Here is a 21867-nt window from a genome sequence, read left to right on the forward strand (position 1 = left end):
GTCCCGGCGGACGGTGACCGCGAAGAGGGCCGGAACGCGTCATCCTAGGCCCGGAACGACCCGCCTGACCAGCGGATTTCCAGGACGTATACGGCATTGTCAGTGTGGTGGTGTGCAATGGATCTCGTGCCCGTGCTCGAAGAACCACTGAAGAAGGTGCTCGGTCCCGCCACCGCGAAGGTGATGGCCGAGCACCTCGGCCTGCACACCGTCGGCGACCTCCTGCACCACTATCCCCGCAGGTACGAGGAGCGCGGTCAGCTCACCCACCTCGCCGACCTGCCCATGGACGAGCATGTGACGGTGGTCGCCCAGGTCGCCGACGCGCGCCTGCACACCTTCGCCTCGTCCCGGGCGCCGCGCGGCAAGGGCCAGCGTCTCGAAGTCACCATCACGGACGGCAGCGGCCGCCTCCAGCTGGTCTTCTTCGGCAACGGCGTGCACAAGCCCCACAAGGACCTCCTGCCGGGCACGCGTGCGATGTTCTCCGGCAAGGTCTCCGTCTTCAACCACCGTCTCCAGCTGGCCCATCCGGCGTACGAGCTGCTGCGCGGCGACGGCGACGAGGCCGCCGAGAGCGTCGACTCCTGGGCCGGCGCCCTCATCCCGATCTACCCGGCCACGGCCAAGCTGGAGTCCTGGAAGATCGCCAAGTCCGTGCAGACGGTGCTGCCCAGCGCCCAGGAGGCGGTCGACCCCCTCCCGGACTCCCTGCGCGACGGCCGCGGGCTGGTCACGCTCCCCGAGGCCCTCCTGAAGATCCACCGCCCGCACACCAAGGCGGACATCCACGACGCCCGCGCCCGGCTCAAATGGGACGAGGCCTTCGTCCTCCAGGTCGCCCTGGCCCGCCGCCGGCACGCCGACGCGCAGCTCCCGGCAGTCGCCCGCGTCGCCCGCGCGGACGGCCTGCTCACCGCCTTCGACGCCAAGCTGCCCTTCACGCTCACCGAGGGCCAGCAGAAGGTCTCCAAGGAGATCTTCGACGACCTCGCCACCGAACACCCCATGCACCGGCTGCTCCAGGGAGAGGTCGGATCGGGAAAGACGATGGTCGCCCTGCGCGCCATGCTCGCCGTCGTCGATTCCGGCGGACAGGCCGCCATGCTCGCGCCCACCGAGGTCCTCGCCCAGCAGCACCACCGGTCCGTGACCGAGATGATGGGGGAGCTCGCCGAGGGCGGCATGCTCGGCGGGGCCGAGCACTCCACCAAGGTCGTGCTGCTCACCGGCTCCATGGGCGCGGCTGCCCGCCGCCAGGCACTGCTCGACCTGGTCACCGGGGAGGCCGGCATCGTCATCGGCACGCACGCGCTGATCGAGGACAAGGTGCAGTTCCACGACCTGGGCCTGGTCGTCGTGGACGAGCAGCACCGCTTCGGCGTCGAGCAGCGCGACGCCCTGCGCGGCAAGGGCAAGCAGCCCCCGCACCTCCTGGTGATGACCGCCACCCCGATCCCGCGCACGGTCGCGATGACCGTCTTCGGCGACCTGGAGACCTCCGTCCTCGACCAGCTCCCCGCCGGGCGCTCGCCGATCGCCAGCCATGTCGTCCCGGCCGCCGACAAGCCGCACTTCCTCGCGCGCGCCTGGGAGCGCGTGCGCGAGGAAGTGGAGAACGGCCACCAGGCGTACGTCGTCTGCCCCCGCATCGGCGACGCCGCCGACGCCGCCGACGCCGCCGCCGACGCCGACGCGAAGAAGACCAAGAAGAAGTCCCCCGAGGACGAGGCCGAGAAGCGCCCGCCGCTCGCCGTCCTCGACATCGCCGACCAGCTCGCCCAGGGCCCCCTGCGCGGACTGAAGGTGGAGATCCTGCACGGACGGATGCAGCCCGACGACAAGGACGCCGTGATGCGCCGCTTCGCCGCGGGCGAGACGGACGTCCTCGTCGCCACGACGGTCATCGAGGTCGGCGTGAACGTACCGAACGCCACCGCGATGGTGATCATGGACGCCGACCGCTTCGGCGTGTCCCAGCTGCATCAGCTGCGCGGCCGCGTCGGCCGCGGCTCGGCGGCCGGACTCTGTCTGCTGGTCAGCGAGATGCCGGAGGCCAGTGCGGCGCGCCAGCGGCTGAACGCGGTGGCGTCCACCCTCGACGGCTTCGAGCTCTCCCGCATCGACCTGGAGCAGCGGCGCGAGGGCGACGTCCTCGGCCAGGCCCAGTCCGGCGTCCGCTCGTCCCTGCGGATGCTCGCCGTCATCGACGACGAGGAGATCATCGCCGAAGCCCGTGAGGAGGCCACCGCGGTCGTCGTCGCCGACCCGGCCCTGGAGCAGCTGCCGGGCCTGCGCACCGCGCTGGACGCGCTGCTCGACGAGGAGCGCGAGCAGTACCTGGAGAAGGGCTGACAGACTGGACCCGACACATCCCCGCAGCAAAGGACCCTCATGACCCGCGTGATCGCCGGCCGGGCCGGAGGACGCCGACTGGCCGTCCCGCCGGGCACCGGCACCCGGCCCACCTCCGACCGGGCGCGTGAGGGCCTCTTCTCCACCTGGCAGTCACTGCTCGGCGGCCCCCTCGACGGAGAGCGCGTCCTCGACCTCTACGCGGGCTCGGGCGCCGTGGGCCTGGAGGCGCTCAGCCGCGGCGCCGGACACACCCTGCTCGTCGAGGCCGATGCCCGGGCCGCCCGGATCATCCGGGAGAACGTGAAGTCGCTGGGCCTGCCCGGAGCCGAGGTCAGGTCGGGCAAAGCGGAACAGATCATCCGCACGGCACCGCCCGCGTCACCGTACGACCTGGTCTTCCTGGATCCCCCGTATGCCGTCACGGACGACGATCTTCGCGAGATTCTGCTCACACTCCGCTCGGAGGGCTGGCTCGCGGCCGAAGCGCTCGTCACCGTGGAGCGCAGCACCAGAGGCGGCGCATTCGGTTGGCCGGACGGCTTCGAAGCGATCAGGGCCCGTCGTTACGGCGAAGGCACGTTTTGGTACGGTCGCGCCGCCTCTACGTGCGAAGACGCACGATGACCGGACCGGAGAGCGAGGGACCACTGTTGCGCCGCGCCGTCTGTCCGGGGTCATTCGACCCCATCACCAATGGACACCTCGACATCATCGCCCGCGCCTCCAGGCTCTACGACGTCGTGCACGTCGTGGTGATGATCAACCAGGCGAAGAAGGGCCTGTTCAGCGTCGAGGAGCGGATCGAGCTGATCCGCGAGGTCACCGCCGACTACGGAAACGTCCAGGTCGAGGCCTACCACGGCCTGCTGGTCGACTTCTGCAAGCAGCGCGACATCCCCGCCATCGTCAAGGGCCTGCGCGCGGTCAGCGACTTCGACTACGAACTCCAGATGGCCCAGATGAACAACGGCCTCTCCGGCGTCGAGACGCTCTTCATCCCGACCAGCCCCACCTACAGCTTCCTGTCCTCCTCGCTCGTCAAGGAGGTGGCGAACTGGGGCGGCGACATCTCTCACCTGGTGCCGCCGGTGGTCCTGGAGGCGCTCACCGAGCGGCTCGGCAAGGGCTGAGACCCTGACAGTCCGTCACCAGGTGTCGGGAGGGGCGGGAGTGGTCGTACAGTCGACCCGTCCGTCTCCAACACAGCTGTAGAGAGTGGCGAGCACACGGTGGACGTGCAGAAGAAGCTCGACGAGATCGTCGCGACGGTCGGCGGCGCCCGTTCCATGCCCATGTCGGCCTCGTGCGTGGTCAACCGCGCCGAGCTGCTCTCGATGCTCGAAGAGGTGCGCCAGGCGCTGCCCGGCTCCCTCGCCCAGGCCCAGGAGCTGATCGGCGGGCGCGAGCAGATGGTCGAGCAGGCCCGCCAGGAGGCCGAGCGGATCATCGAGTCCGCGCACGCCGAGCGCGGTTCCCTGATCTCCGACACCGAGGTCGCCCGCCGTTCGCAGAACGAGGCGGACCGGATCCTGGCCGAGGCCCGCCAGGAGGCCGAGGAGATCCGTGTGGAGGCCGACGACTACGTCGACTCCAAGCTCGCCAACTTCGAGGTCGTCCTCACCAAGACCCTCGGCTCCGTCGGCCGCGGCCGCGAGAAGCTCCTCGGCACCGGCCCCGGCCTCGACGAGCAGGGGTACGAGGACGAGGATGCCCCCGAGCGCAGCCACGACCCGGAGACCCTGCGCCGCAACGCCGACGAGTACGTCGACGTCAAGCTCGGGGCCTTCGAGGCCGTCCTCGCCAAGACCCTGGAGGCCGTCGGCCGCGGCCGCCAGAAGCTGCACGGCCGGATCGCCTCCGACGACCTCGGCGACCTGAGCGCCTTCGACGAGGACGGGACGCCCGGCCGGCACACCAGCGACGCCGACTACCTGGCCGGACTGGCCGAGCTCGCGGACGCCGCCCCCGAGCAGCCCACCCAGGCCCCCGAGGTCCCCGCTCAGCCGTCCTACGGCCAGCAGGAGGCCTACGCCTACCAGCAGCAGCCGGCCGACCCGTACGGCTACCAGCAGCAGTACGCCCAGCAGGACGCCTACGGCTACCAGCAGGCCGACCCGTACGCTGCCTACCCGCAGCAGCAGGCCTACGGCCAGCAGGCCGCCTACGACGGCGGCGGACAGGCCTACGCCGAGCCGCAGGGCCACGCCGCGGACCAGCAGGCGCACACCCTCGACGAGACCAGCCTCTTCGACACCAGCATGATCAGCGCCGAGCAGCTGCGGGCGTACGAGCAGGGGCGCGGCGGGCACTGAGGCCGGCGCGGGCCGGTCGCCCGGGCGGGACACGCACGGGCGCGCTCCGGCGCCCGGAACCGGGGACGGGCACCGGATTGGGCCGAGAGCGAAAGGTCCAGTATCCTGGCTCTTCGGTCGCGCGTACGTCCGCGATCACCGCTGCCCGGAACACCAGGGGCAGTGGCTCTTGAGCTTCGAGGATCGAAAGCAGGAATGGCCCTGAACACCCACCACGACCACCGCAACCCTCTCGTGTTCGACACACACGAGCTGGGGCGGCGTCCTGGTGCGATGCAGCGCCTGACCCGCACGATCGACGCCCCCGCGGATCTGGGGATCCCGGGAGTCATCGGAGTGCCGGAAGGCGCCCCGGTGGAGCTCGAACTCCGGCTTGAGTCGGTCATGGAAGGGGTGCTTGTCACAGGCACCGCCCGTGCGTCGGCCAAGGGGGAGTGCGTAAGGTGTCTGGAGCCGCTGGAGCAGGAGCTCGAAGCGGACTTCCAGGAGATGTTCTCGTACCCTGACGCCGACGACCGGGGCCGCGTCAAAGCGGAGCCGGCCGACGACGCCGAGGAAGACGAGGACAGGCTCTTTGTCGAGGACGGCTTGTTCGACCTCGAAGCCGTGCTGCGTGATGCGGTGGTGCTCGCACTGCCGATGCAGCCGGTGTGCCAGGACGACTGCCCCGGCCTGTGCTCCGAGTGCGGAGCCCGGCTCGCGGACGACCCGGACCACCACCACGACGCCGTCGACATCCGTTGGGCGGCACTGCAGGGACTCGCCGGTTCACTCGAAGATGGCGAGAAGGACGAGATGAGCGGCGGCGCGCTTCCTTCAGCGCACGTCGACGAGAAGCAGGAGAAGTAGCCGTGGCTGTTCCGAAGCGGAAGATGTCGCGCAGCAACACGCGCCACCGCCGGTCGCAGTGGAAGGCTGCGGTCCCCACCCTGGTTGCGTGCGAGCGCTGCCACGAGCCCAAGCAGCAGCACATCGCCTGCCCGGCTTGCGGCACCTACAACAAGCGCCAGGTCCTCGAAGTCTGAGTGGCTGGTGAGAGGTCTGATGTCTGACGCCAAGGCGGAATCAAACGCCAAGAAAAAGGCGGACAACACAGCCTCGTCCCACACGCTTCTGGAAGGGCGGCTCGGCTACAAGGTCGAGTCCGCCCTTCTGGTGCGTGCACTGACCCACCGTTCCTACGCGTACGAGAACGGCGGTCTGCCGACGAACGAGCGCCTGGAGTTCCTCGGGGACTCCGTGCTGGGCCTCGTCGTCACGGACACGCTGTACCGCACCCACCCCGACCTGCCCGAGGGCCAGCTGGCCAAGCTGCGGGCCGCGGTGGTCAACTCACGTGCGCTGGCCGAGGTGGGCCGCGGGCTCGAACTCGGCTCCTTCATCCGGCTCGGCCGGGGCGAGGAAGGCACGGGTGGCCGGGACAAGGCATCCATCCTCGCCGACACCCTCGAAGCGGTGATCGGCGCGGTCTATCTCGATCAGGGCTTGGACGCGGCGGGCGAGCTCGTCCACCGTCTCTTCGACCCGCTGATCGAGAAGTCCTCGAATCTGGGCGCGGGCCTGGACTGGAAGACCAGTCTCCAGGAGCTCACCGCGACGGAAGGGCTCGGCGTTCCCGAGTACCTCGTCTCGGAGACCGGCCCGGACCACGAGAAGACCTTTACTGCTGCCGCCCGCGTCGGAGGCGTCTCGTACGGCACCGGCACCGGCCGCAGCAAGAAGGAGGCGGAGCAGCAAGCCGCGGAGTCCGCGTGGCGTGCCATCCGTGCCGCCGCGGACGAACGCGCAAAGTCGGCCGAGGCCGCCGCCGAACAGGCGGCCCGGGCCGCCGAGGGGACCGCCGACACCCCCTCGGCACCGACGAGCGACGCGGCCACGGCCTGACTCCTTCACAGCCGGACGCAGTACCCGAACCCCGTCGCAGCGCTCGCGCCGCGACGGGGTTCGGGCGTCGGGGCGCCGTCCGCAACGGCCGCGCCGTCGCGCGCCGTTGAGCGCGAGGTACCCTTCGGGCACTACCCCCTCGTACCACCCCTCCGAAGGAGTCCCGTGCCCGAGCTGCCCGAGGTCGAAGTCGTGCGGCGGGGCCTGGAGCGCTGGGTCAGCGGACGCGTCGTACAGACCGTCGAGGTGCGGCATCCACGGGCCGTGCGCCGCCATCTCGCGGGCCCCGAGGGCTTCGCGAAGGCCCTCGCGGGGCACCGCGTGGGTGAGGCCCGACGGCGCGGCAAGTACCTGTGGCTGCCCCTCGACGACTCCCCGTTCTCCGTGCTCGCGCACCTCGGCATGAGCGGACAGCTCCTCGTGCAGCCGCAGGACGCCCCGGACGAGAAGCACCTGCGCATCCGCATCCGCTTCGAGGACGGCCTCGGCACCGAACTGCGGTTCGTGGACCAGCGCACCTTCGGCGGGCTCTCGCTGCACGAGAACACCCCCGACGGCCTGCCGGACGTGATCGCGCACATCGCCCGCGACCCGCTGGACCCCCTCTTCGACGACGCCGCGTTCCACACGGCGCTGCGCGCCCGCCGTACCACGATCAAGCGGGCCCTCCTCGACCAGTCGCTGATCAGCGGGGTCGGCAACATCTACGCGGACGAGGCGCTCTGGCGGTCCCGGCTGCACTACGAACGCCCCACGGGGACCTTCACCCGTCCCCGCACCGCGGAACTCCTCGGGCACATCCGTGACGTCATGAACGACGCGCTGGCCGCCGGCGGCACCAGCTTCGACAGCCTGTACGTCAACGTCAACGGCGAGTCGGGCTACTTCGACCGCTCGCTCGACGCGTACGGCCGCGAGGGCGAACCGTGCCGGCGGTGCGGGACGCCGATGCGGCGACGCGCCTGGATGAACCGGTCGAGCTACTTCTGCCCGCGCTGCCAGCGGGCGCCACGCCTCCCGGCCTGACGACAGGCGTGCGCTCCCGTGGGCGTACGCCTCGTCTTCTCCCCGCGACCGTGACGGTGGCGCGGCACTCCCTAGGGCTCGCGTGTCCCGTCGTAGCGCTCGCGGGCCTCCAGCACGTCGTCCATGTGCCCCTCGACGAAGTCGATGAGGGTCAGCAGGCGCTCGGAGACCTCGCGGCCCAGCGGCGTGAGCCGGTAGTCGACGCGGGGCGGGTTGGTGGGCTGGGCCTCGCGGTGCACCAGACCGTCGCGCTCCAGCGCGTGCAGCGTCTGGGAGAGCATCTTCTCGCTGACGCCGTCGACACGGCGGCGCAGCTCGTTGAAGCGGAACGTGCCGTCGTGCAGCGCGCCCAGCGTCAGTGAGCCCCATCGCCCGGTGACGTGCTCCAGCGTGCCCCGGGACGGGCAGCTGCGGGCGAACACGTTGTACGCGAGGTCCTTGCCCTGCACGCAGGCGGCGCTCCGGCCGCTGTCGGTGCCCTCGGCGGTCTGCGCGACAGATTCCATACCTGGAGCATACGCGGAGATAGCGCTAACCAGAAGGTTGCACTAACTAAAAGTTAGTGCTTTCCTTTCGTCATCTTCAGTGAGCAGCGCAGATGGCGCTGCCCGCTTTCGTCCCTGAGGAGAACGAACCGTGACGACCCCCCTTGTCTCCATCGCCTACCACTCCGGCCATGGCCACACCGCCGTGCTCGCCGATGCCGTCCGCGCCGGTGCCGCCGAGGCCGGCGCCCAGGTCGAGCTGATCAAGGTCGACGAGATCACCGACGCGCAGTGGGAACTGCTCGACGCCTCGGACGCGATCGTGTTCGGCTCGCCGACGTACATGGGCACCGCTTCCGGCGCCTTCCACGCCTTCGCCGAAGCGTCCTCGAAGCGCTGGTTCGGCCAGGACTGGCGGGACAAGCTCGCCGCCGGATTCACCAACTCCGGTTCCAAGAGCGGCGACAAGCTGCACACGCTTCAGTTCTTCCAGATCCTCGCCGCGCAGCACGGCATGAACTGGATCAACCTCGGTCTGCACCCGGGCTGGAACAGCAGCACGGCCTCCGAGCACGACCTCAACCGCCTCGGCGTCTTCGCCGGCGCCGCCGCGCAGACCAATGTCGACGAGGGTCCGGACGGCGTGCACAAGGCCGACATCGCCACCGCCGAGCACCTCGGCCGCAGGATCGCCGAGGCGGCTCGCGTCTTCGCGCTGGGGCGCGTGGCGGTGGCCGGGGTGGCCGCCTGAGGTGATACCCCTCGCGGTGTCCGCGCCGCGGGGCGTGAGGGGGTGATGCTGCCGGTGCGCGCCTTGATGCAAGAAAAATCGAACACATGATTGAATCGCGTCATGCGACCGTTTCCCGACGATCTCGTCCAGACGCAGCAGGACTGGAGCGCCACCTACCGTCGGCTGGCCGAGCAGCCCGGCCGGACCGAGCTGCGCCGGCGTCTGTACCGGCTGTCGACCGCAGTGCTGTTCCATCCCTACTGGCAGGAGCGGGGCCGGACCCCGGCGGCCTGGTGGGAGCTGCGCAGCCTGGGGCGGCGGGGGAGCGGCCAGGGGTGAGCGGCCGCCCGAACCCGGCCCGCGCGGGCGGCCCCTCCGGGTGTACACGCCGACGGCGGCCCCTGGGGACCGCGTGGAAGAAGCCGACGGCGGCCCCGAGGGACCGCCGTGAAAGTCGCTGACGCCGGCCTGTAGGGACCGCCGTGGAAGAGGCCGTGAAGCAGTCGCGGCCACAGGCCACGGAACCGGCGGCCGTCCCGGCCACCGGACTCCCGTGTCTCAGTAACCGAAGTCCTGCGTCCACCAAGGGCCGCCCGAGCCGAAGTGGGCCCCGACCCCGAGAGTCTTGAAGTCGCAGTTCAGGATGTTGGCGCGATGGCCAGGGCTGTTCATCCAGGCCTCCATCACCGCCTCGGCGGTGGCCTGGCCACGGGCTATGTTCTCGCCGCCCAGGCCGGTTATCCCGGCCTGCGCCGCACGGTCCCAGGGGCTGAGCCCGGCCGGGTCGGTGTGGTCGAAGAAGTCGCGCAGGGCCATGTCCTCGCTGAACGACTGGGCCAGCTCGGACAGGGAACTGTTCGCCGCCACCGGGCTGCAGCCGACCTTGGCCCGCTCCTCGTTGACCAGGCGCAGCACCTCGGCCTCCGCCGCCGTCTCCGCGGACACCGCCACCGGCTCCTTGGTCTTCGGCCCCTTGGTGGCCTGCTTGGCCGGCTTGCTCGGCTTGGGCGCCTTCGTCTTGGCGGGCTTGGAGGGGTGTTCCTTCGGGGGTGCCGTGGTGGTCGGCGCGGCCGGCGACGTCGACGGGGCGGCCGGGGGCGAGACGGAGCGCTGGGCGTCACGGCTCGTCGGGGTGCCGTCGTCGCGGGAGTCGTCCGCGGTGCCCGACGTGCCGCCCTGCTGGGTCTCCAGGGAGGAGGGGGAGCTCGCGGCCTGCACATTGTCGGAGTTGTTGCTGCCGCGACCGAGCGAGTAGTTCTCGCTGCCCGGCAGTACGCCGGTCGCGACGGCGACGGTGCCCAGTGCCACGGCCGCCGACACACCGAGCAGACCCGTGCGCACGGGCGTCACCGTCTTGCGCTTGCGGTGCGAGCGGGCGGCGGCGGTGGGCGGGAGGTCGGCGACGGCCGCGTAGCCGTACAGATTCTCCGGGCCGTAACTCTCCGTGCGAGCACCGTGTGTGTCCGTGACCCCGGTGGCGCGCCCTGTGGCGGCGCGGCCGGCGGCGGAGCGTCGGTGGCGTCCCATCTCCTGGGCCTTCCTCGATCTTGCGGTCAGCGATCCCCAGATGAACCTCACTCGAAAGAGTGAGTTTCCTGTGAGGCTCATTGGGTCGGGACGGTACCCCATGCCGCGTGGGGGGGAAGTGCTCCGAGAGACATTGTCCGGTTAGCGTGCACCCATGAACGAGGTTGCACGGCTGGTCGTCTGGGTGCGCGGAAGGGTCCAAGGTGTGGGTTTCCGCTGGTTCACGCGCGCCAAGGCCCTGGAGATCGGCGGGCTGAGTGGTTTTGCTCTCAATTTGGACGACGGACGCGTCCAGGTCGTGGCGGAGGGCCCGCGGGACGACTGCCAGAGTCTGCTCGACTGGCTCCAGGGCGACGACACGCCCGGCCGGGTCGACGGAGTCACTGAGATCTGGGACACGCCCCGCGGGATCTACGACGGCTTCGCCATCCGCTGACGACATCCACCCCGGTGACCTCGCCGGACGGGGGCCGGGCATGCCACAGGCACCTGCCGGGAGCAGAAATGACCTGGTGGTTGCCAAGAACGGCGAGAAGTGGCAGGCTCCCCAGAGAAGGATGATCTCCACGCCCCGAGGGCCCCGCAGGAGTCGCAGCGCAGCCGTCACAGGGCCGCGCGACAGCGGGTTGCCCCCCAATACGGGGCGTGATCGTGTTGACCGTCAAACTTTTTGGTGAGACGCTGAAAGCCCCGCGCACCTTAGCTGTTTGGCATGTGGAACGGCAGCAGGACATCAGCAGTGTCAAGCATCGCGGGTGCGATTCCCTCACGACCCACACCGCTTCGGTCGGTCACTCAGTGTGGAGGACCATCCATCATGGCAAAGGCGCTTCTCGGTTACGTCGGCGGTTCCGACCCGCGACTCATTGCCGAGATGCGACGGCTCCAGCAGCGCGTACAGGACCTCGAATCCGAGCTCGTACGGATCCAGGCCGAGAACGACGCGCTCGCGGCTGCCGCTTCTCACGATTCGCTTCTTGAGAGCATCGACGTACCCCAGGCGGAGCCTGCGCTCACCTGATCACTGCACCGCACCACGACAGCAGTGGTTGGGCTGCCCGTATCAACCGCTAAGTTGTCAGATTTGCAAGGGACGCCTCTTCGGCGTCCCTTCTTTCTTGCCCCCGCGTCCCCTTCCCCTCTCTTCACCGTCTGGTGTGCCCTGCACGTTCATGGGTGAAACCGCGCGTTCATGGAGTGAGACCCGGCCCGAAAGGTAGAGTCCAGCGGCGTGCACCTCAAGGCCCTGACCCTGCGCGGGTTCAAGTCGTTCGCCTCGGCGACCACGCTGCGGTTCGAGCCGGGCATCACGTGCGTCGTGGGCCCCAACGGCTCGGGCAAGTCCAATGTCGTGGACGCGCTGAGCTGGGTCATGGGCGAGCAGGGGGCCAAGTCGCTGCGCGGCGGCAAGATGGAGGACGTCATCTTCGCCGGCACCACCGGCCGCCCGCCGTTGGGCCGCGCCGAGGTGTCCCTCACCATCGACAACTCCGACGGGGCCCTGCCCATCGAGTACGCCGAGGTCACCATCACGCGGATCATGTTCCGCAACGGCGGCAGCGAGTACCAGATCAACGGCGACACCTGCCGGCTCCTCGACATCCAGGAGCTGTTGTCCGACTCCGGCATCGGCCGCGAGATGCACGTCATCGTCGGGCAGGGCCAGCTCGACTCCGTCCTGCACGCCGACCCGATGGGCCGCCGCGCGTTCATCGAGGAGGCCGCGGGCGTCCTCAAGCACCGCAAGCGCAAGGAGAAGGCGCTGCGGAAACTGGACGCGATGCAGGCCAACCTCGCCCGCGTGCAGGACCTCACGGACGAGCTGCGGCGGCAGCTGAAGCCGCTCGGCCGGCAGGCGGCGGTGGCGCGCCGGGCGGCGGTCATCCAGGCCGACCTGCGCGACGCGCGGCTGCGGCTCCTCGCCGACGACCTCGTACGGCTGCGGCAGGCGCTGCAGACCGAGATCGCCGACGAGGCCGCACTGAAGGCGCGCAAGGAGTCCGCCGAGGCCGAGTTGAAGAAGGCGCTCCAGCGTGAGGCCCTGCTGGAGGACGAGGTGCGGCAGCTGACTCCGCGCCTCCAGCGGGCCCAGCAGACCTGGTACGAGCTGTCGCAGCTCGCCGAGCGGGTGCGCGGCACGATCTCGCTGGCCGACGCACGCGTGAAGAGCGCCACGTCCGTGCCAGCCGAGGAGCGGCGCGGGCGCGACCCCGAGGACATGGAGCGCGAAGCCGCGCGCATCCGCGAGCAGGAGGCCGAGCTCGAAGCGGCGCTGGAGGCGGCCGAACGGGCTCTGGAGGACACGGTCGCGCACCGTGCCGAACTGGAGCGCGAACTCGCGCTGGAGGAGCGCCGCCTCAAGGACGTGGCCCGTGCCATCGCCGACCGCCGTGAGGGCCTCGCCCGCCTGAACGGCCAGGTCAACGCCGCCCGTTCGCGTGCCGCCTCCGCCCAGGCCGAGATCGACCGCCTCGCCTCCGCCCGCGACGAGGCCCAGGAACGCGCCTTCGCCGCCCAGGAGGAGTACGAGCAGCTGAAGGCCGAGGTCGACGGCCTCGACGCGGGCGACGCCGAACTCGCCGAGCGGCACGAGGAGGCCAAGAAGCAGCTCTCCGAGGCGGAGGCCGCCCTGACCGCCACCCGCGAAGCGGTCACCACGGCCGAACGCAGGCGCGCCGCCACCCAGGCCCGCCACGAGGCGCTCGCCCTCGGCCTGCGCCGCAAGGACGGCACGGGCGCGCTGCTCGAGGCCCGCGACCGGCTCACCGGCCTGCTCGGGCCCGCGGCCGAACTGCTCTCGGTCACACCCGGTTTCGAGGTTCCGCTGGCCGCCGCGTTCGGCGCGGCCGCCGACGCGATCGCCGTGACCACCCCGGCCTCCGCCGCGGATGCCATCCGGCTGCTGCGCAAGCAGGACGCGGGCCGGGCGGCCCTCCTGCTGACCGGAGCGCCGGACGAGCCCGCAGACGGCACCCCGGGTGCCTCCCCGGCACAGCCGGACGGCCCCCCGTACGCCGCCGAACTGGTCCGCGGTCCAGCCGAGCTGATGCCCGCCGTACGGAGGCTGCTGCGCGGCATCGTCGTCGTCGGCACCCTCGAGGACGCCGAGGACCTCGTCTACGCGCGGCCCGAGCTCACCGCCGTCACCGCGGAGGGCGACCTGCTCGGCGCGCACTTCGCGCACGGCGGTTCCGCCGGGGCGCCCAGCCTGCTGGAGGTGCAGGCGTCCGTGGACGAGGCGGCGGCCGAGCTGGAGGAACTCGCCGTCCGCTGCGAGGAGCTGACCGAGGCACAGCACCTGGCGGCCGGAGTGCGCGGTGAACGGGCCGCGCTCGTCGAGGAACTGGGTGAGCGGCGGCGGGCCGCCGAGCGGGAGAAGTCGTCTGTCGCGCAGCAGCTCGGGCGGCTGGCCGGCCAGGCGCGTGGCGCCGCCGGAGAGGCGGAACGGAGCACGGCCGCCGCGGCGCGGGCCCAGGAGGCTCTGGACCGGGCCGTCGAAGAGGCCGAGGAGCTGGCGGAACGGCTCGCGGTGGCCGAAGAGATGCCGGTGGAGGAGGAACCCGACACCTCCGTGCGCGACCGGCTCGCCGCCGACGGCGCCAACGCCCGGCAGACCGAGATGGAGGCCCGCCTCCAGGTGCGTACGCACGAGGAGCGGGTCAAGGGGCTCGCCGGGCGTGCCGACGGACTCGACCGGGCCGCGCGCGCCGAACGCGAGGCACGCGCGCGTGCCGAGCAGCGGCGTGCCCGGCTGCGGCACGAGGCCGCGGTCGCCGAGGCCGTCGCCTCCGGCGCGCGCCAGCTGCTCGCCCACGTCGAGGTCTCGCTGACCCGCGCGCAGGAGGAGCGGGCCGCCGCGGAGAACGCGAAGACGCACCGGGAGCAGGCCCTCGGCGTGGCCCGGGGCGAGGGCCGCGACCTGAAGGCGGAGCTCGACAAGCTGACGGACTCGGTGCACCGCGGCGAGGTGCTCGGCGCGGAGAAGCGGCTGCGGATAGAGCAACTGGAGTCGAAGGCGCTGGAGGAACTCGGTGTCGAGCCGGCCGGGCTCGTCGCGGACTACGGTCCGGACCAGCCGGTGCCGCCGTCGCTGCCCGCCGAGGGCGAGGAGCTGCCGGAGGACCCGGAGCACCCGCGCAACCAGCCCCGGCCGTTCCACCGCGCTGAGCAGGAGAAGCGGCTCAAGTCGGCCGAACGGGCGTATCAGCAGCTCGGCAAGGTCAATCCGCTCGCCCTGGAGGAGTTCGCCGCGCTGGAGGAGCGTCACAAGTTCCTCAGCGAGCAGCTGGAGGACCTCAAGAAGACGCGCGCCGATCTGCTTCAGGTGGTGAAGGAGGTCGACGAGCGCGTCGAGCAGGTGTTCACCGAGGCGTACCGGGACACGGCCCGGGAATTCGAAGGGGTCTTCAGCCGGCTGTTCCCGGGAGGGGAGGGGCGGCTGATCCTGACCGATCCCGACAACATGCTCACCACGGGTGTGGACGTCGAGGCCCGGCCGCCGGGCAAGAAGGTCAAGCGGCTCTCCCTGCTGTCCGGCGGCGAGCGGTCCCTGACCGCGGTGGCGATGCTCGTGTCGATCTTCAAGGCCAGGCCGAGTCCGTTCTACGTGATGGACGAGGTCGAGGCGGCGCTCGACGACACCAACCTCCAGCGGCTGATCCGGATCATGCAGGAGCTCCAGGAGGCCTCCCAGCTGATCGTGATCACGCACCAGAAGCGCACGATGGAGGTCGCCGACGCGCTGTACGGCGTCTCCATGCAGGGCGACGGTGTGTCGAAGGTCATCAGCCAGCGTCTCCGCTAGCGCCACAAAAGTGCGTGTAGCCCACACCGGTCTTGACCTGGGCTTCCTTCTGCCTTCACTTTTACTTCAAGTGTTGAACACAACACTGGGAAGGCTGTGGCCCAAATTCATAGCTGGCCGCCGGTTGACTTCGAAACTTGAAGGCATAGTCTCTGCAACGTTGCTTTTGCCTTCAGGTGGTGGGCGGCGTGAACCTGTGCGCCACTGGAACCACCAACGAAGGGCTCGCCCCCACCCCCGGCAGTGACGCCGGTGGCCCGAGGAGTTACCCGTGACCAGCACAGCGCAGGCACCTCAGTCAGGAGCCAGGTCGGCTCACCCCGAACATCTCGGGCATGTCATCTTCATCGCGGCGGCGGCCGCCATGGGCGGCTTCCTCTTCGGTTACGACAGCGCCGTGATCAACGGTGCCGTCGAGGCCATCCGCAGCCGCTACGACATCGGCTCCGCGGCCCTGGCCCAGGTCATCGCCATCGCGCTGATCGGCTGCGCCATCGGCGCCGCCACCGCGGGCCGCATAGCCGACCGCATCGGCCGCATCCGGTGCATGCAGATCGCCGCGGTCCTCTTCACCATCAGCGCCGTCGGTTCGGCGCTGCCCTTCGCGCTGTGGGACCTCGCCTTCTGGCGCATCATCGGCGGCTTCGCCATCGGCATGGCCTCCGTGATCGGCCCCGCGTACATCGCCGAGGTCGCCCCGGCCGCGTACCGAGGTCGTCTCGGCTCCTTCCAGCAGGCCGCCATCGTCATCGGCATCGCCATCTCGCAGCTGGTCAACTGGGGCATCCTGAACGCCGCGGGCGGCGACCAGCGCGGCAACCTGATGGGCCTGGAGGCCTGGCAGGTCATGCTCGGCGTCATGGTCATCCCGGCCGTCCTCTACGGCCTGCTCTCCTTCGCGATCCCCGAGTCGCCGCGCTTCCTGATCTCCGCCGGCCGTCAGGACCGCGCCCGCGAGGTCCTCAAGGAGGTCGAGGGCGACAAGATCGACCTGGACGCCCGCGTCGCCGAGATCGAGCACGCCATGACGCGTGAGCACAAGTCGACCTTCAAGGACCTGCTCGGCGGTTCCTTCTTCTTCAAGCCGATCGTCTGGGTCGGCATCGGTCTCTCGGTCTTCCAGCAGTTCGTCGGCATCAACGTCGCGTTCTACTACTCCTCGACGCTGTGGCAGTCGGTCGGCGTCGACCCGACGGACTCGTTCTTCTACTCGTTCACCACGTCGATCATCAACATCATCGGCACCGTGATCGCGATGATCTTCGTGGACCGGATCGGCCGCAAGCCGCTCGCCCTCATCGGCTCCGTGGGCATGGTCATCGGTCTCGGCCTGGAGGCCTGGGCCTTCTCCTTCGACCTGGTGGACGGCAAGCTGCCGGCGACCCAGGGCTGGGTCGCCCTGATCGCCGCCCACATCTTCGTCCTCTTCTTCGCCCTCTCCTGGGGTGTGGTGGTCTGGGTCTTCCTCGGCGAGATGTTCCCGAACCGCATCCGCGCCGCCGCGCTCGGCGTCGCCGCCTCCGCGCAGTGGATCGCCAACTGGGCCATCACCGCGAGCTTCCCGTCGCTGGCCGACTGGAACCTCTCCGCGACCTACGTGATCTACACGATCTTCGCCGCCCTCTCCATCCCCTTCGTGCTCAAGTACGTGAAGGAGACGAAGGGCAAGGCCCTGGAGGAGATGGGCTAGGCCCCGCCGCCGCCCCCTCGAAGAGGTCCCCGACTCGGGGAGAAGGGCCAAGTCCCCGCTGCCCCTCTCCTCGTACTCGTAAGAGGCGTACCGCCCCGGCTCAGCCCTTCAGGGCATCGAGCCGGGGCAGCACGTTCTCACAGAACAGGTGCAGACTGCGCCAGCCCTCGTCGACCGGCATCCCGCCGGACAACGGGTGCAGTACGTAGTTGTCGAGGCCCAGGGCCACGCACGCGTCCGGCGTCAGGACGCGGTAGACGCCCTCGGCGCGCAGCTCGTCGACCGTCGTGGCCGCGGACTTCACCGCCGAGCGGATGTCCCCCGACTGCCAGGAGGCGTAGGTCCGGGCCTCGTGCAGGAAGTGCCTGCCGTGCTCGGCCCAGGTGCGGTCGGGGTCCTCGGAGACGTGCAGCAGCGGGGTCTCGGCCGCGGGCATCATGGTCCAGCCCTCGGTGCCGTACTCGGTCAGCCGCTCCTTGTAGTACGCCTCCAGTTCCGGGAGGTGCGCGCTCGGGAAGAACGGAAGCCCGAGACGGGCGGCACGCCGGGCCGCCGCCTTCGACGAACCGCCGACCAGCAGCAGGGGATGCGGATCGGAGAACGGCCGCGGGGTGACCCGGACCGTACGGCCGCGGTAGGAGAACTCCTCGCCGCTCCACGCCTTCAGCACGGTCTCCAGGAGTTCGTCCTGGAGCCGGCCGCGCCGCTTCCAGTCCACGTCGAACTGGGCGTACTCCTCGGGCCGGTAGCCGATCCCGGCCACCGTCACGAGCCGTCCGCCGCTGAGCAGGTCGAGCACCGCGACGTCCTCGGCGAGGCGCAGCGGATCGTGCAGCGGGCCGATGACCGCCGACACGGTGACCGCTATGTGCCGGGTCGCGCCGAAGACGGCGCCCGCGAACGCGAACGGCGAGGGCAGCCAGTTGTTGGCGACGCCGTGGTGCTCCTCGGTCTGCACGGTGGTGATGCCGCGGTCGTCGGCGTAGGCGGCCATCTCGACGGCCGCCTTGTAGCGGGCGCTGAGGGAGGCGGGGGTGGCGTCGGGCTCGACGAGGTTGAAGCGAACGACCGTCACGGGCATGGGGTGCCCCCCTTCGTGTGTGGGGGAGGACGCTAGCTGACGGTGCGTCAGACGGCCATAGTCGTGGCCTCTTCGGCGGAATCCGCGGGCCCGCGGACCGCCGGTTTCGGCAGCACGACGTACAGCAGGAACGAGACCGCCGCGGTGGCCACCCAGCCGAGGCCGTACTCACCGACCGGGTTGCCGGACGCGAGCGGCCCGCTGAACCAGTCCGACGTGGTGAACAGCACGCCCGAGCCCAGACCGGCCGCCCACGCGAGAACCGCGGCCGGGCTGAAGCCGCCCCGGTACCAGTAGGCGCTGGTGCGCGTGGTGTCGAGCAGCGCCTCGCCGTCGTACGCCGGGCGGCGCAGCATGTCCGCGCCGAAGACGCCGACCCAGGCCGAGAAGGCGACCGCGAGCAGCGACAGGAAGGCGAGGAAGGAGCTCAGGAAGCTGGTCGCGACGAGCATCAGGACGCCGCCGAGGACCAGCGAGATCGCGGCGTTGACCGAGACCGCCCAGTGGCGCGGCACCTTCAGGCCGAGGGTCTGCGCGGTGAAGCCCGCCGAGTACATCGACATCGCGTTGATCAGCAGCATGCCGACCAGGGCGATCAGCAGGTACGGCACCGCCATCCACAGCGGCAGGACCTCGCCGAGGAAGGAGACCGGATCGGGTGCCGAGGCGAGGTCCGGGGTGGACACCGCCATGACCGCACCCATCAGGATCAAGGGGAGCACGACGATCATGGCTCCGCCGACGGTGTTGCGCACGATCGCCACCGACGACGCCGTACGCGGCAGGTAGCGCGTGAAGTCGGGCGAGGACGGCGCCCAGCTCATGCCGCCCGCCGCGATCAGCCCCACCCCCGTGACCATCAGAGCCGTGGGACCCGCCGGCTGAGCGAACACCCGGCCCCAGTCCGTGTCGCCGACGAGGTGGCCGAGGACGAGCACGGAGAAGACGCCGAACAGGTACGTCGCCCACTTGGCGCACCGGCGCACCGCGCCGATCCCGAGCCCCGAGATCGCGAACGTCGCGACGACGAACAGCAGCAGGGCCGCGACGACCAGGACCGTGCTGCTCCGGACGCCGAAGAGGATGTCGAGCACGGTGAGCAGGGCGTAGGCGCCGGTCACCGCGTTGATCGTCTCCCAGCCCCACCGGGCGACCCAGATCAGCGAGCCGGGCAGGAGGTTCCCGCGCTGGCCGAAAACCGCACGCGACAGCGCCATCCCCGGGGCTCCGCCGCGCTTGCCCGCGATGCCGACCAGTCCGACCAGCCCGTACGACACGGCCGGCGCCGCGACGCCGACGACCAGGGCCTGCCAGATGTTGAGCCGGAAGGCGACCGACAGGCTCGCCCCCATGGTCAGCAGCAGGACGGTGATGTTGGCGGCGACCCAGGTGGGGAAGAGCCCGCGAGTCCTCGCCCGGCGCTCGCCGGGCGGGACGGGCTCGATGCCCCGGGTCTCCAGGGCGCGCGGCGCGGGCGCGCCGGGGGTGTCCCCCGCGGGAGGTTCCGGGGTGTCCTCGTCGCGCGGACCGCGACCGGCGCGGGCATGTGCTCCGGGGGAGTGCGGGGCGTGCGGTTCGCGGGAGCCGCGGGCACGAGGTCGGTGGGCGCCATCGGTCGATGCGGTGGAGCTCATGGCCCACAATCGTACGTTGGTCCTACTAAATCCTCTAAATGGCTTATGTTCCCTGGAGGAAAACACAAGCTGGGTTCCCGTGAGGGGCATGGCCGATACTGGGTGGGTTATGGAAACCGTCATCCTTGCTGTAGTCATCGCCTTGGTCGTGATCGGCGCGCTCGGCGGGCTCGTCATCGGCAGCCGCAGGCACAAGCAGCTGCCCCCGCCGCCCCCGGCCGCCCCCGACATCACCGCCCCTCCGGCCGAGCCGCACGTCGGCGACGAGGCCGAGGCACCGCACGACGAAGAGCGCCGCACGATCGAGGAGGTGGATCTTCCCGAGGGCTCGGCCGCCGCGCCGGTCGTCGTCGAGGAGCCCCTCCCCATCGAGGCGCCCGCCGTCGAGATCCCGGAGCCGACCGCCGGGCGCCTGGTGCGCCTGCGCGCCCGGCTCTCCCGCTCCCAGAACGCGCTCGGCAAGGGGCTGCTCACGCTGCTCTCCCGCGAGCACCTCGACGAGGAGACCTGGGAGGAGATCGAGGACACCCTCCTCACCGCCGACGTCGGCGTGCAGCCCACCCAGGAACTGGTCGAGCGGCTGCGCGAGCGCGTGAAGGTGCTCGGCACCCGGACGCCGGACGAGCTGCGCGGCCTGCTGCGCGAGGAGCTGCTCCAGCTCCTCGTCCCCGAGTTCGACCGCGTGGTCAAGACCGACTCGAACCTCGACACCCCGGGCATCGTCATGGTCGTCGGTGTCAACGGCACCGGTAAGACCACGACCACCGGAAAGCTCGCGCGCGTGCTCGTCGCCGACGGCAAGAGCGTCGTGCTGGGCGCCGCCGACACCTTCCGTGCCGCCGCCGCCGACCAGCTGCAGACCTGGGGCGAGCGCGTGGGTGCCCGCACCGTGCGCGGCCCCGAGGGCGGCGACCCCGCCTCGATCGCCTTCGACGCGGTCAAGGAGGGCATCGAGGAGGGCGCCGACGTCGTCCTCATCGACACCGCGGGCCGGCTCCACACCAAGACCGGCCTCATGGACGAGCTCGGCAAGGTCAAGCGTGTCGTCGAGAAGCACGCCCCGCTCGACGAGGTGCTGCTCGTCCTCGACGCGACCACCGGCCAGAACGGTCTGGTCCAGGCGCGCGTCTTCGCCGAGGTCGTCGACATCACCGGCATCGTGCTGACCAAGCTGGACGGCACCGCCAAGGGCGGCATCGTCATCGCCGTGCAGCGCGACCTGGGCGTGCCCGTCAAGCTGGTGGGTCTCGGTGAGGGCGCGGACGACCTGGCGCCGTTCGAGCCCGAGGCGTTCGTGGACGCGCTCATCGGCGAGTGACGCCACCCCCGGCCGGGGGCCTGTCCCGCGGGGCACGCCCGGGCCGCGGGAACGCGGCCGTCCGGCCGTCGAAGAGAAGCGCCCGCCCCCAAGGTGCAGTTGGGAGCGGGCGCTTCGTCATGCGGCCCCCGTGACGGGGAAGGCCGGGGGTGTCGCTCGGATCACCGCGGGCCCCGGGGGACCCGAACGACACGCCCCGAGCCCGCCGGGCATCACGGAACAGCCCTCAGACGCGCGAGCGGTGCGCCACGTACGCCAGCGTGCCCAGGAGCAGCCGGGCCTGCGGCGGCCGGGTCGCCGAGTCGAGGGCGGGGGAGCGCAGCCAGCGCACGGGGCCGAGGCCGCCGCGGTCGGAGGGCGGCGCCGTGATGAAGGAGCCCGGGCCCAGACCGCGCAGGTCCAGGGACGGATCGTCCCAGCCCATCCGGTAGAGCAGCTCGGGCAGCTCGGCGGCGGCGCCGGGGGCGACGAAGTAGTGCGCGCGGCCGTCCGGCGTCACCGTGACCGGGCCGAGCGGGAGGCCCATCCGTTCCAGGCGGGCGAGTGCGCGGCGCCCGGCGGGCTCGGCGACCTCGATCACGTCGAAGGAGCGGCCGACCGGCAGCATCACCGCGGCGCCGGGGAAGTCGGCCCAGACCTCGGAGACCTCGTCGAGCGTGGCGCCGGCCGGGACGGTGGGGGCGAAGTCCAGGGGGTGCGCACCCGGGGCGACGCAGTCGGCCCTGCCGCACGAGCACGTCCCCGCGGCGGCACGGGCGCCCGGGACCGCGTCCCAGCCCCACAGTCCGGTGAACTCGGCCACGGCGGTGCATTCCGACGAGCGGCCGCGGCGCCGCGTGCCGGGCCGGATTTCGCGCAACCCCCGGCTGCTGCCGATCGTGAAGCCCATGCCCCCTCCAACGGGTCCGACGCACCAGTGGTTACGTGGAGGAATCGGAATGTGACCCTCTGTTCCCGACTTCCCCGTGCCGCCCGGTCCAGGCGGCGCGTTGTGGTGCACCGGGTGGTGTGCTCG

General features: G+C 70.9%; 20 protein-coding genes. 15 read left to right on the forward strand and 5 right to left on the reverse strand.

Features of this window, described 5'->3' with window-relative positions; all coding sequences use genetic code 11:
* The first annotated feature begins 117 nt into the window (after nt 1-117).
* The 8 genes from recG to mutM all read left to right on the forward strand — a co-directional run bounded on the left by recG (nt 118) and on the right by mutM (nt 7580).
* A complete protein-coding gene (recG, locus tag ACSYGO_RS32375) occupies nt 118-2355 on the forward strand; it encodes an ATP-dependent DNA helicase RecG (RefSeq protein WP_426677956.1) in 2238 nt (745 codons plus the stop codon).
* 39 nt (nt 2356-2394) lie between these two features.
* Nucleotides 2395-2982, forward strand: coding sequence for a 16S rRNA (guanine(966)-N(2))-methyltransferase RsmD (rsmD, locus tag ACSYGO_RS32380; RefSeq protein WP_426677957.1), 588 nt, complete (start codon nt 2395-2397; stop codon nt 2980-2982).
* Nucleotides 2983-3008: 26 nt separating this feature from the next.
* Nucleotides 3009-3488 (forward strand): pantetheine-phosphate adenylyltransferase, encoded by a 480-nt coding sequence (coaD, locus tag ACSYGO_RS32385; protein ID WP_306453579.1) that lies wholly within the window; start codon nt 3009-3011, stop codon nt 3486-3488.
* Between the two features lie 99 nt (nt 3489-3587).
* On the forward strand, nt 3588-4670 hold the full coding sequence (locus ACSYGO_RS32390; RefSeq protein ID WP_426677958.1) for a DivIVA domain-containing protein: 1083 nt from the start codon (nt 3588-3590) through the stop codon (nt 4668-4670).
* Between the two features lie 195 nt (nt 4671-4865).
* Nucleotides 4866-5519 carry a YceD family protein gene (locus ACSYGO_RS32395; RefSeq protein WP_426677959.1) on the forward strand — a complete coding sequence of 218 codons (654 nt, stop codon included), beginning with the start codon at nt 4866-4868 and terminating at the stop codon, nt 5517-5519.
* A gap of 2 nt (nt 5520-5521) precedes the next feature.
* The gene (gene rpmF / locus ACSYGO_RS32400; protein WP_028802425.1) at nt 5522-5695 is read left to right on the forward strand and encodes a 50S ribosomal protein L32; all 174 of its coding nucleotides are present in this window, start codon (nt 5522-5524) and stop codon (nt 5693-5695) included.
* A 19-nt stretch (nt 5696-5714) separates the two neighbouring features.
* Complete coding sequence (rnc, locus tag ACSYGO_RS32405; RefSeq protein ID WP_345658648.1) at nt 5715-6554, forward strand: ribonuclease III; 840 nt, start codon at nt 5715-5717, stop codon at nt 6552-6554.
* A 165-nt stretch (nt 6555-6719) separates the two neighbouring features.
* A complete protein-coding gene (gene mutM, locus ACSYGO_RS32410) occupies nt 6720-7580 on the forward strand; it encodes a bifunctional DNA-formamidopyrimidine glycosylase/DNA-(apurinic or apyrimidinic site) lyase (RefSeq protein WP_426677960.1) in 861 nt (286 codons plus the stop codon).
* 71 nt (nt 7581-7651) lie between these two features.
* Here the strand turns inward: mutM and ACSYGO_RS32415 are convergent, their stop codons facing one another.
* Entirely contained in the window at nt 7652-8086 is a 435-nt protein-coding gene (locus ACSYGO_RS32415) for a winged helix-turn-helix transcriptional regulator (RefSeq protein WP_426677961.1), read from the reverse strand.
* Between the two features lie 130 nt (nt 8087-8216).
* Here ACSYGO_RS32415 and ACSYGO_RS32420 point away from each other — a divergent pair, with 130 nt between their 5' ends.
* Complete coding sequence (locus tag ACSYGO_RS32420) at nt 8217-8816, forward strand: flavodoxin family protein (RefSeq protein WP_426677962.1); 600 nt, start codon at nt 8217-8219, stop codon at nt 8814-8816.
* A 102-nt stretch (nt 8817-8918) separates the two neighbouring features.
* Nucleotides 8919-9137 (forward strand): hypothetical protein, encoded by a 219-nt coding sequence (locus ACSYGO_RS32425; protein WP_426677963.1) that lies wholly within the window; start codon nt 8919-8921, stop codon nt 9135-9137.
* A 219-nt stretch (nt 9138-9356) separates the two neighbouring features.
* Here ACSYGO_RS32425 and ACSYGO_RS32430 read toward each other — a convergent pair whose 3' ends face one another.
* The gene (locus tag ACSYGO_RS32430; RefSeq protein ID WP_460388604.1) at nt 9357-10325 is read right to left on the reverse strand and encodes a CAP domain-containing protein; all 969 of its coding nucleotides are present in this window, start codon (nt 10323-10325) and stop codon (nt 9357-9359) included.
* A gap of 154 nt (nt 10326-10479) precedes the next feature.
* Here ACSYGO_RS32430 and ACSYGO_RS32435 point away from each other — a divergent pair, with 154 nt between their 5' ends.
* From ACSYGO_RS32435 to ACSYGO_RS32450, 4 genes are all read left to right on the forward strand, one after another.
* Nucleotides 10480-10761 (forward strand): acylphosphatase, encoded by a 282-nt coding sequence (locus ACSYGO_RS32435; protein WP_095936900.1) that lies wholly within the window; start codon nt 10480-10482, stop codon nt 10759-10761.
* Nucleotides 10762-11142: 381 nt separating this feature from the next.
* The gene (locus tag ACSYGO_RS32440; protein ID WP_028802434.1) at nt 11143-11346 is read left to right on the forward strand and encodes a hypothetical protein; all 204 of its coding nucleotides are present in this window, start codon (nt 11143-11145) and stop codon (nt 11344-11346) included.
* A gap of 210 nt (nt 11347-11556) precedes the next feature.
* The gene (gene smc, locus ACSYGO_RS32445) at nt 11557-15129 is read left to right on the forward strand and encodes a chromosome segregation protein SMC (protein ID WP_460388607.1); all 3573 of its coding nucleotides are present in this window, start codon (nt 11557-11559) and stop codon (nt 15127-15129) included.
* A gap of 271 nt (nt 15130-15400) precedes the next feature.
* The gene (locus ACSYGO_RS32450; protein ID WP_426677966.1) at nt 15401-16819 is read left to right on the forward strand and encodes a sugar porter family MFS transporter; all 1419 of its coding nucleotides are present in this window, start codon (nt 15401-15403) and stop codon (nt 16817-16819) included.
* A 100-nt stretch (nt 16820-16919) separates the two neighbouring features.
* Here the strand turns inward: ACSYGO_RS32450 and ACSYGO_RS32455 are convergent, their stop codons facing one another.
* Both ACSYGO_RS32455 and ACSYGO_RS32460 read right to left on the reverse strand, forming a co-directional pair.
* Nucleotides 16920-17900, reverse strand: a complete 981-nt coding sequence (locus tag ACSYGO_RS32455) for an LLM class flavin-dependent oxidoreductase (RefSeq protein WP_432187107.1) — start codon at nt 17898-17900, stop codon at nt 16920-16922.
* Between the two features lie 47 nt (nt 17901-17947).
* Entirely contained in the window at nt 17948-19534 is a 1587-nt protein-coding gene (locus tag ACSYGO_RS32460) for a cytosine permease (RefSeq protein WP_460388610.1), read from the reverse strand.
* Nucleotides 19535-19643: 109 nt separating this feature from the next.
* On the opposite strand from ACSYGO_RS32460, the gene ftsY reads away from it, so the two are divergent.
* Nucleotides 19644-20852: a signal recognition particle-docking protein FtsY gene (gene ftsY, locus ACSYGO_RS32465; RefSeq protein WP_432172460.1), complete on the forward strand. Its 1209-nt coding sequence runs from the start codon at nt 19644-19646 to the stop codon at nt 20850-20852.
* 226 nt (nt 20853-21078) lie between these two features.
* Here ftsY and ACSYGO_RS32470 read toward each other — a convergent pair whose 3' ends face one another.
* A complete protein-coding gene (locus ACSYGO_RS32470) occupies nt 21079-21741 on the reverse strand; it encodes a bifunctional DNA primase/polymerase (RefSeq protein ID WP_426677970.1) in 663 nt (220 codons plus the stop codon).
* Nucleotides 21742-21867 lie beyond the last annotated feature (126 nt).

Source organism: Streptomyces krungchingensis (assembly GCF_054729265.1).

Bases quoted from the DNA above. Each gene is read 5' to 3' on its own strand.
- ACSYGO_RS32430 (WP_460388604.1), bottom strand. From the start codon at position 10,325: ATGGGACGCCACCGACGCTCCGCCGCCGGCCGCGCCGCCACAGGGCGC.
- ACSYGO_RS32460 (WP_460388610.1), bottom strand. From the start codon at position 19,534: ATGAGCTCCACCGCATCGACCGATGGCGCCCACCGACCTCGTGCCCGC.
- ACSYGO_RS32415 (WP_426677961.1), bottom strand. From the start codon at position 8,086: ATGGAATCTGTCGCGCAGACCGCCGAGGGCACCGACAGCGGCCGGAGC.
- ACSYGO_RS32395 (WP_426677959.1), top strand. From the start codon at position 4,866: ATGGCCCTGAACACCCACCACGACCACCGCAACCCTCTCGTGTTCGAC.
- ACSYGO_RS32425 (WP_426677963.1), top strand. From the start codon at position 8,919: ATGCGACCGTTTCCCGACGATCTCGTCCAGACGCAGCAGGACTGGAGC.
- ACSYGO_RS32435 (WP_095936900.1), top strand. From the start codon at position 10,480: ATGAACGAGGTTGCACGGCTGGTCGTCTGGGTGCGCGGAAGGGTCCAA.
- ACSYGO_RS32470 (WP_426677970.1), bottom strand. From the start codon at position 21,741: ATGGGCTTCACGATCGGCAGCAGCCGGGGGTTGCGCGAAATCCGGCCC.
- rnc (WP_345658648.1), top strand. From the start codon at position 5,715: ATGTCTGACGCCAAGGCGGAATCAAACGCCAAGAAAAAGGCGGACAAC.
- ftsY (WP_432172460.1), top strand. From the start codon at position 19,644: ATGGAAACCGTCATCCTTGCTGTAGTCATCGCCTTGGTCGTGATCGGC.
- recG (WP_426677956.1), top strand. From the start codon at position 118: ATGGATCTCGTGCCCGTGCTCGAAGAACCACTGAAGAAGGTGCTCGGT.
- ACSYGO_RS32455 (WP_432187107.1), bottom strand. From the start codon at position 17,900: ATGCCCGTGACGGTCGTTCGCTTCAACCTCGTCGAGCCCGACGCCACC.
- ACSYGO_RS32440 (WP_028802434.1), top strand. From the start codon at position 11,143: ATGGCAAAGGCGCTTCTCGGTTACGTCGGCGGTTCCGACCCGCGACTC.
- rsmD (WP_426677957.1), top strand. From the start codon at position 2,395: ATGACCCGCGTGATCGCCGGCCGGGCCGGAGGACGCCGACTGGCCGTC.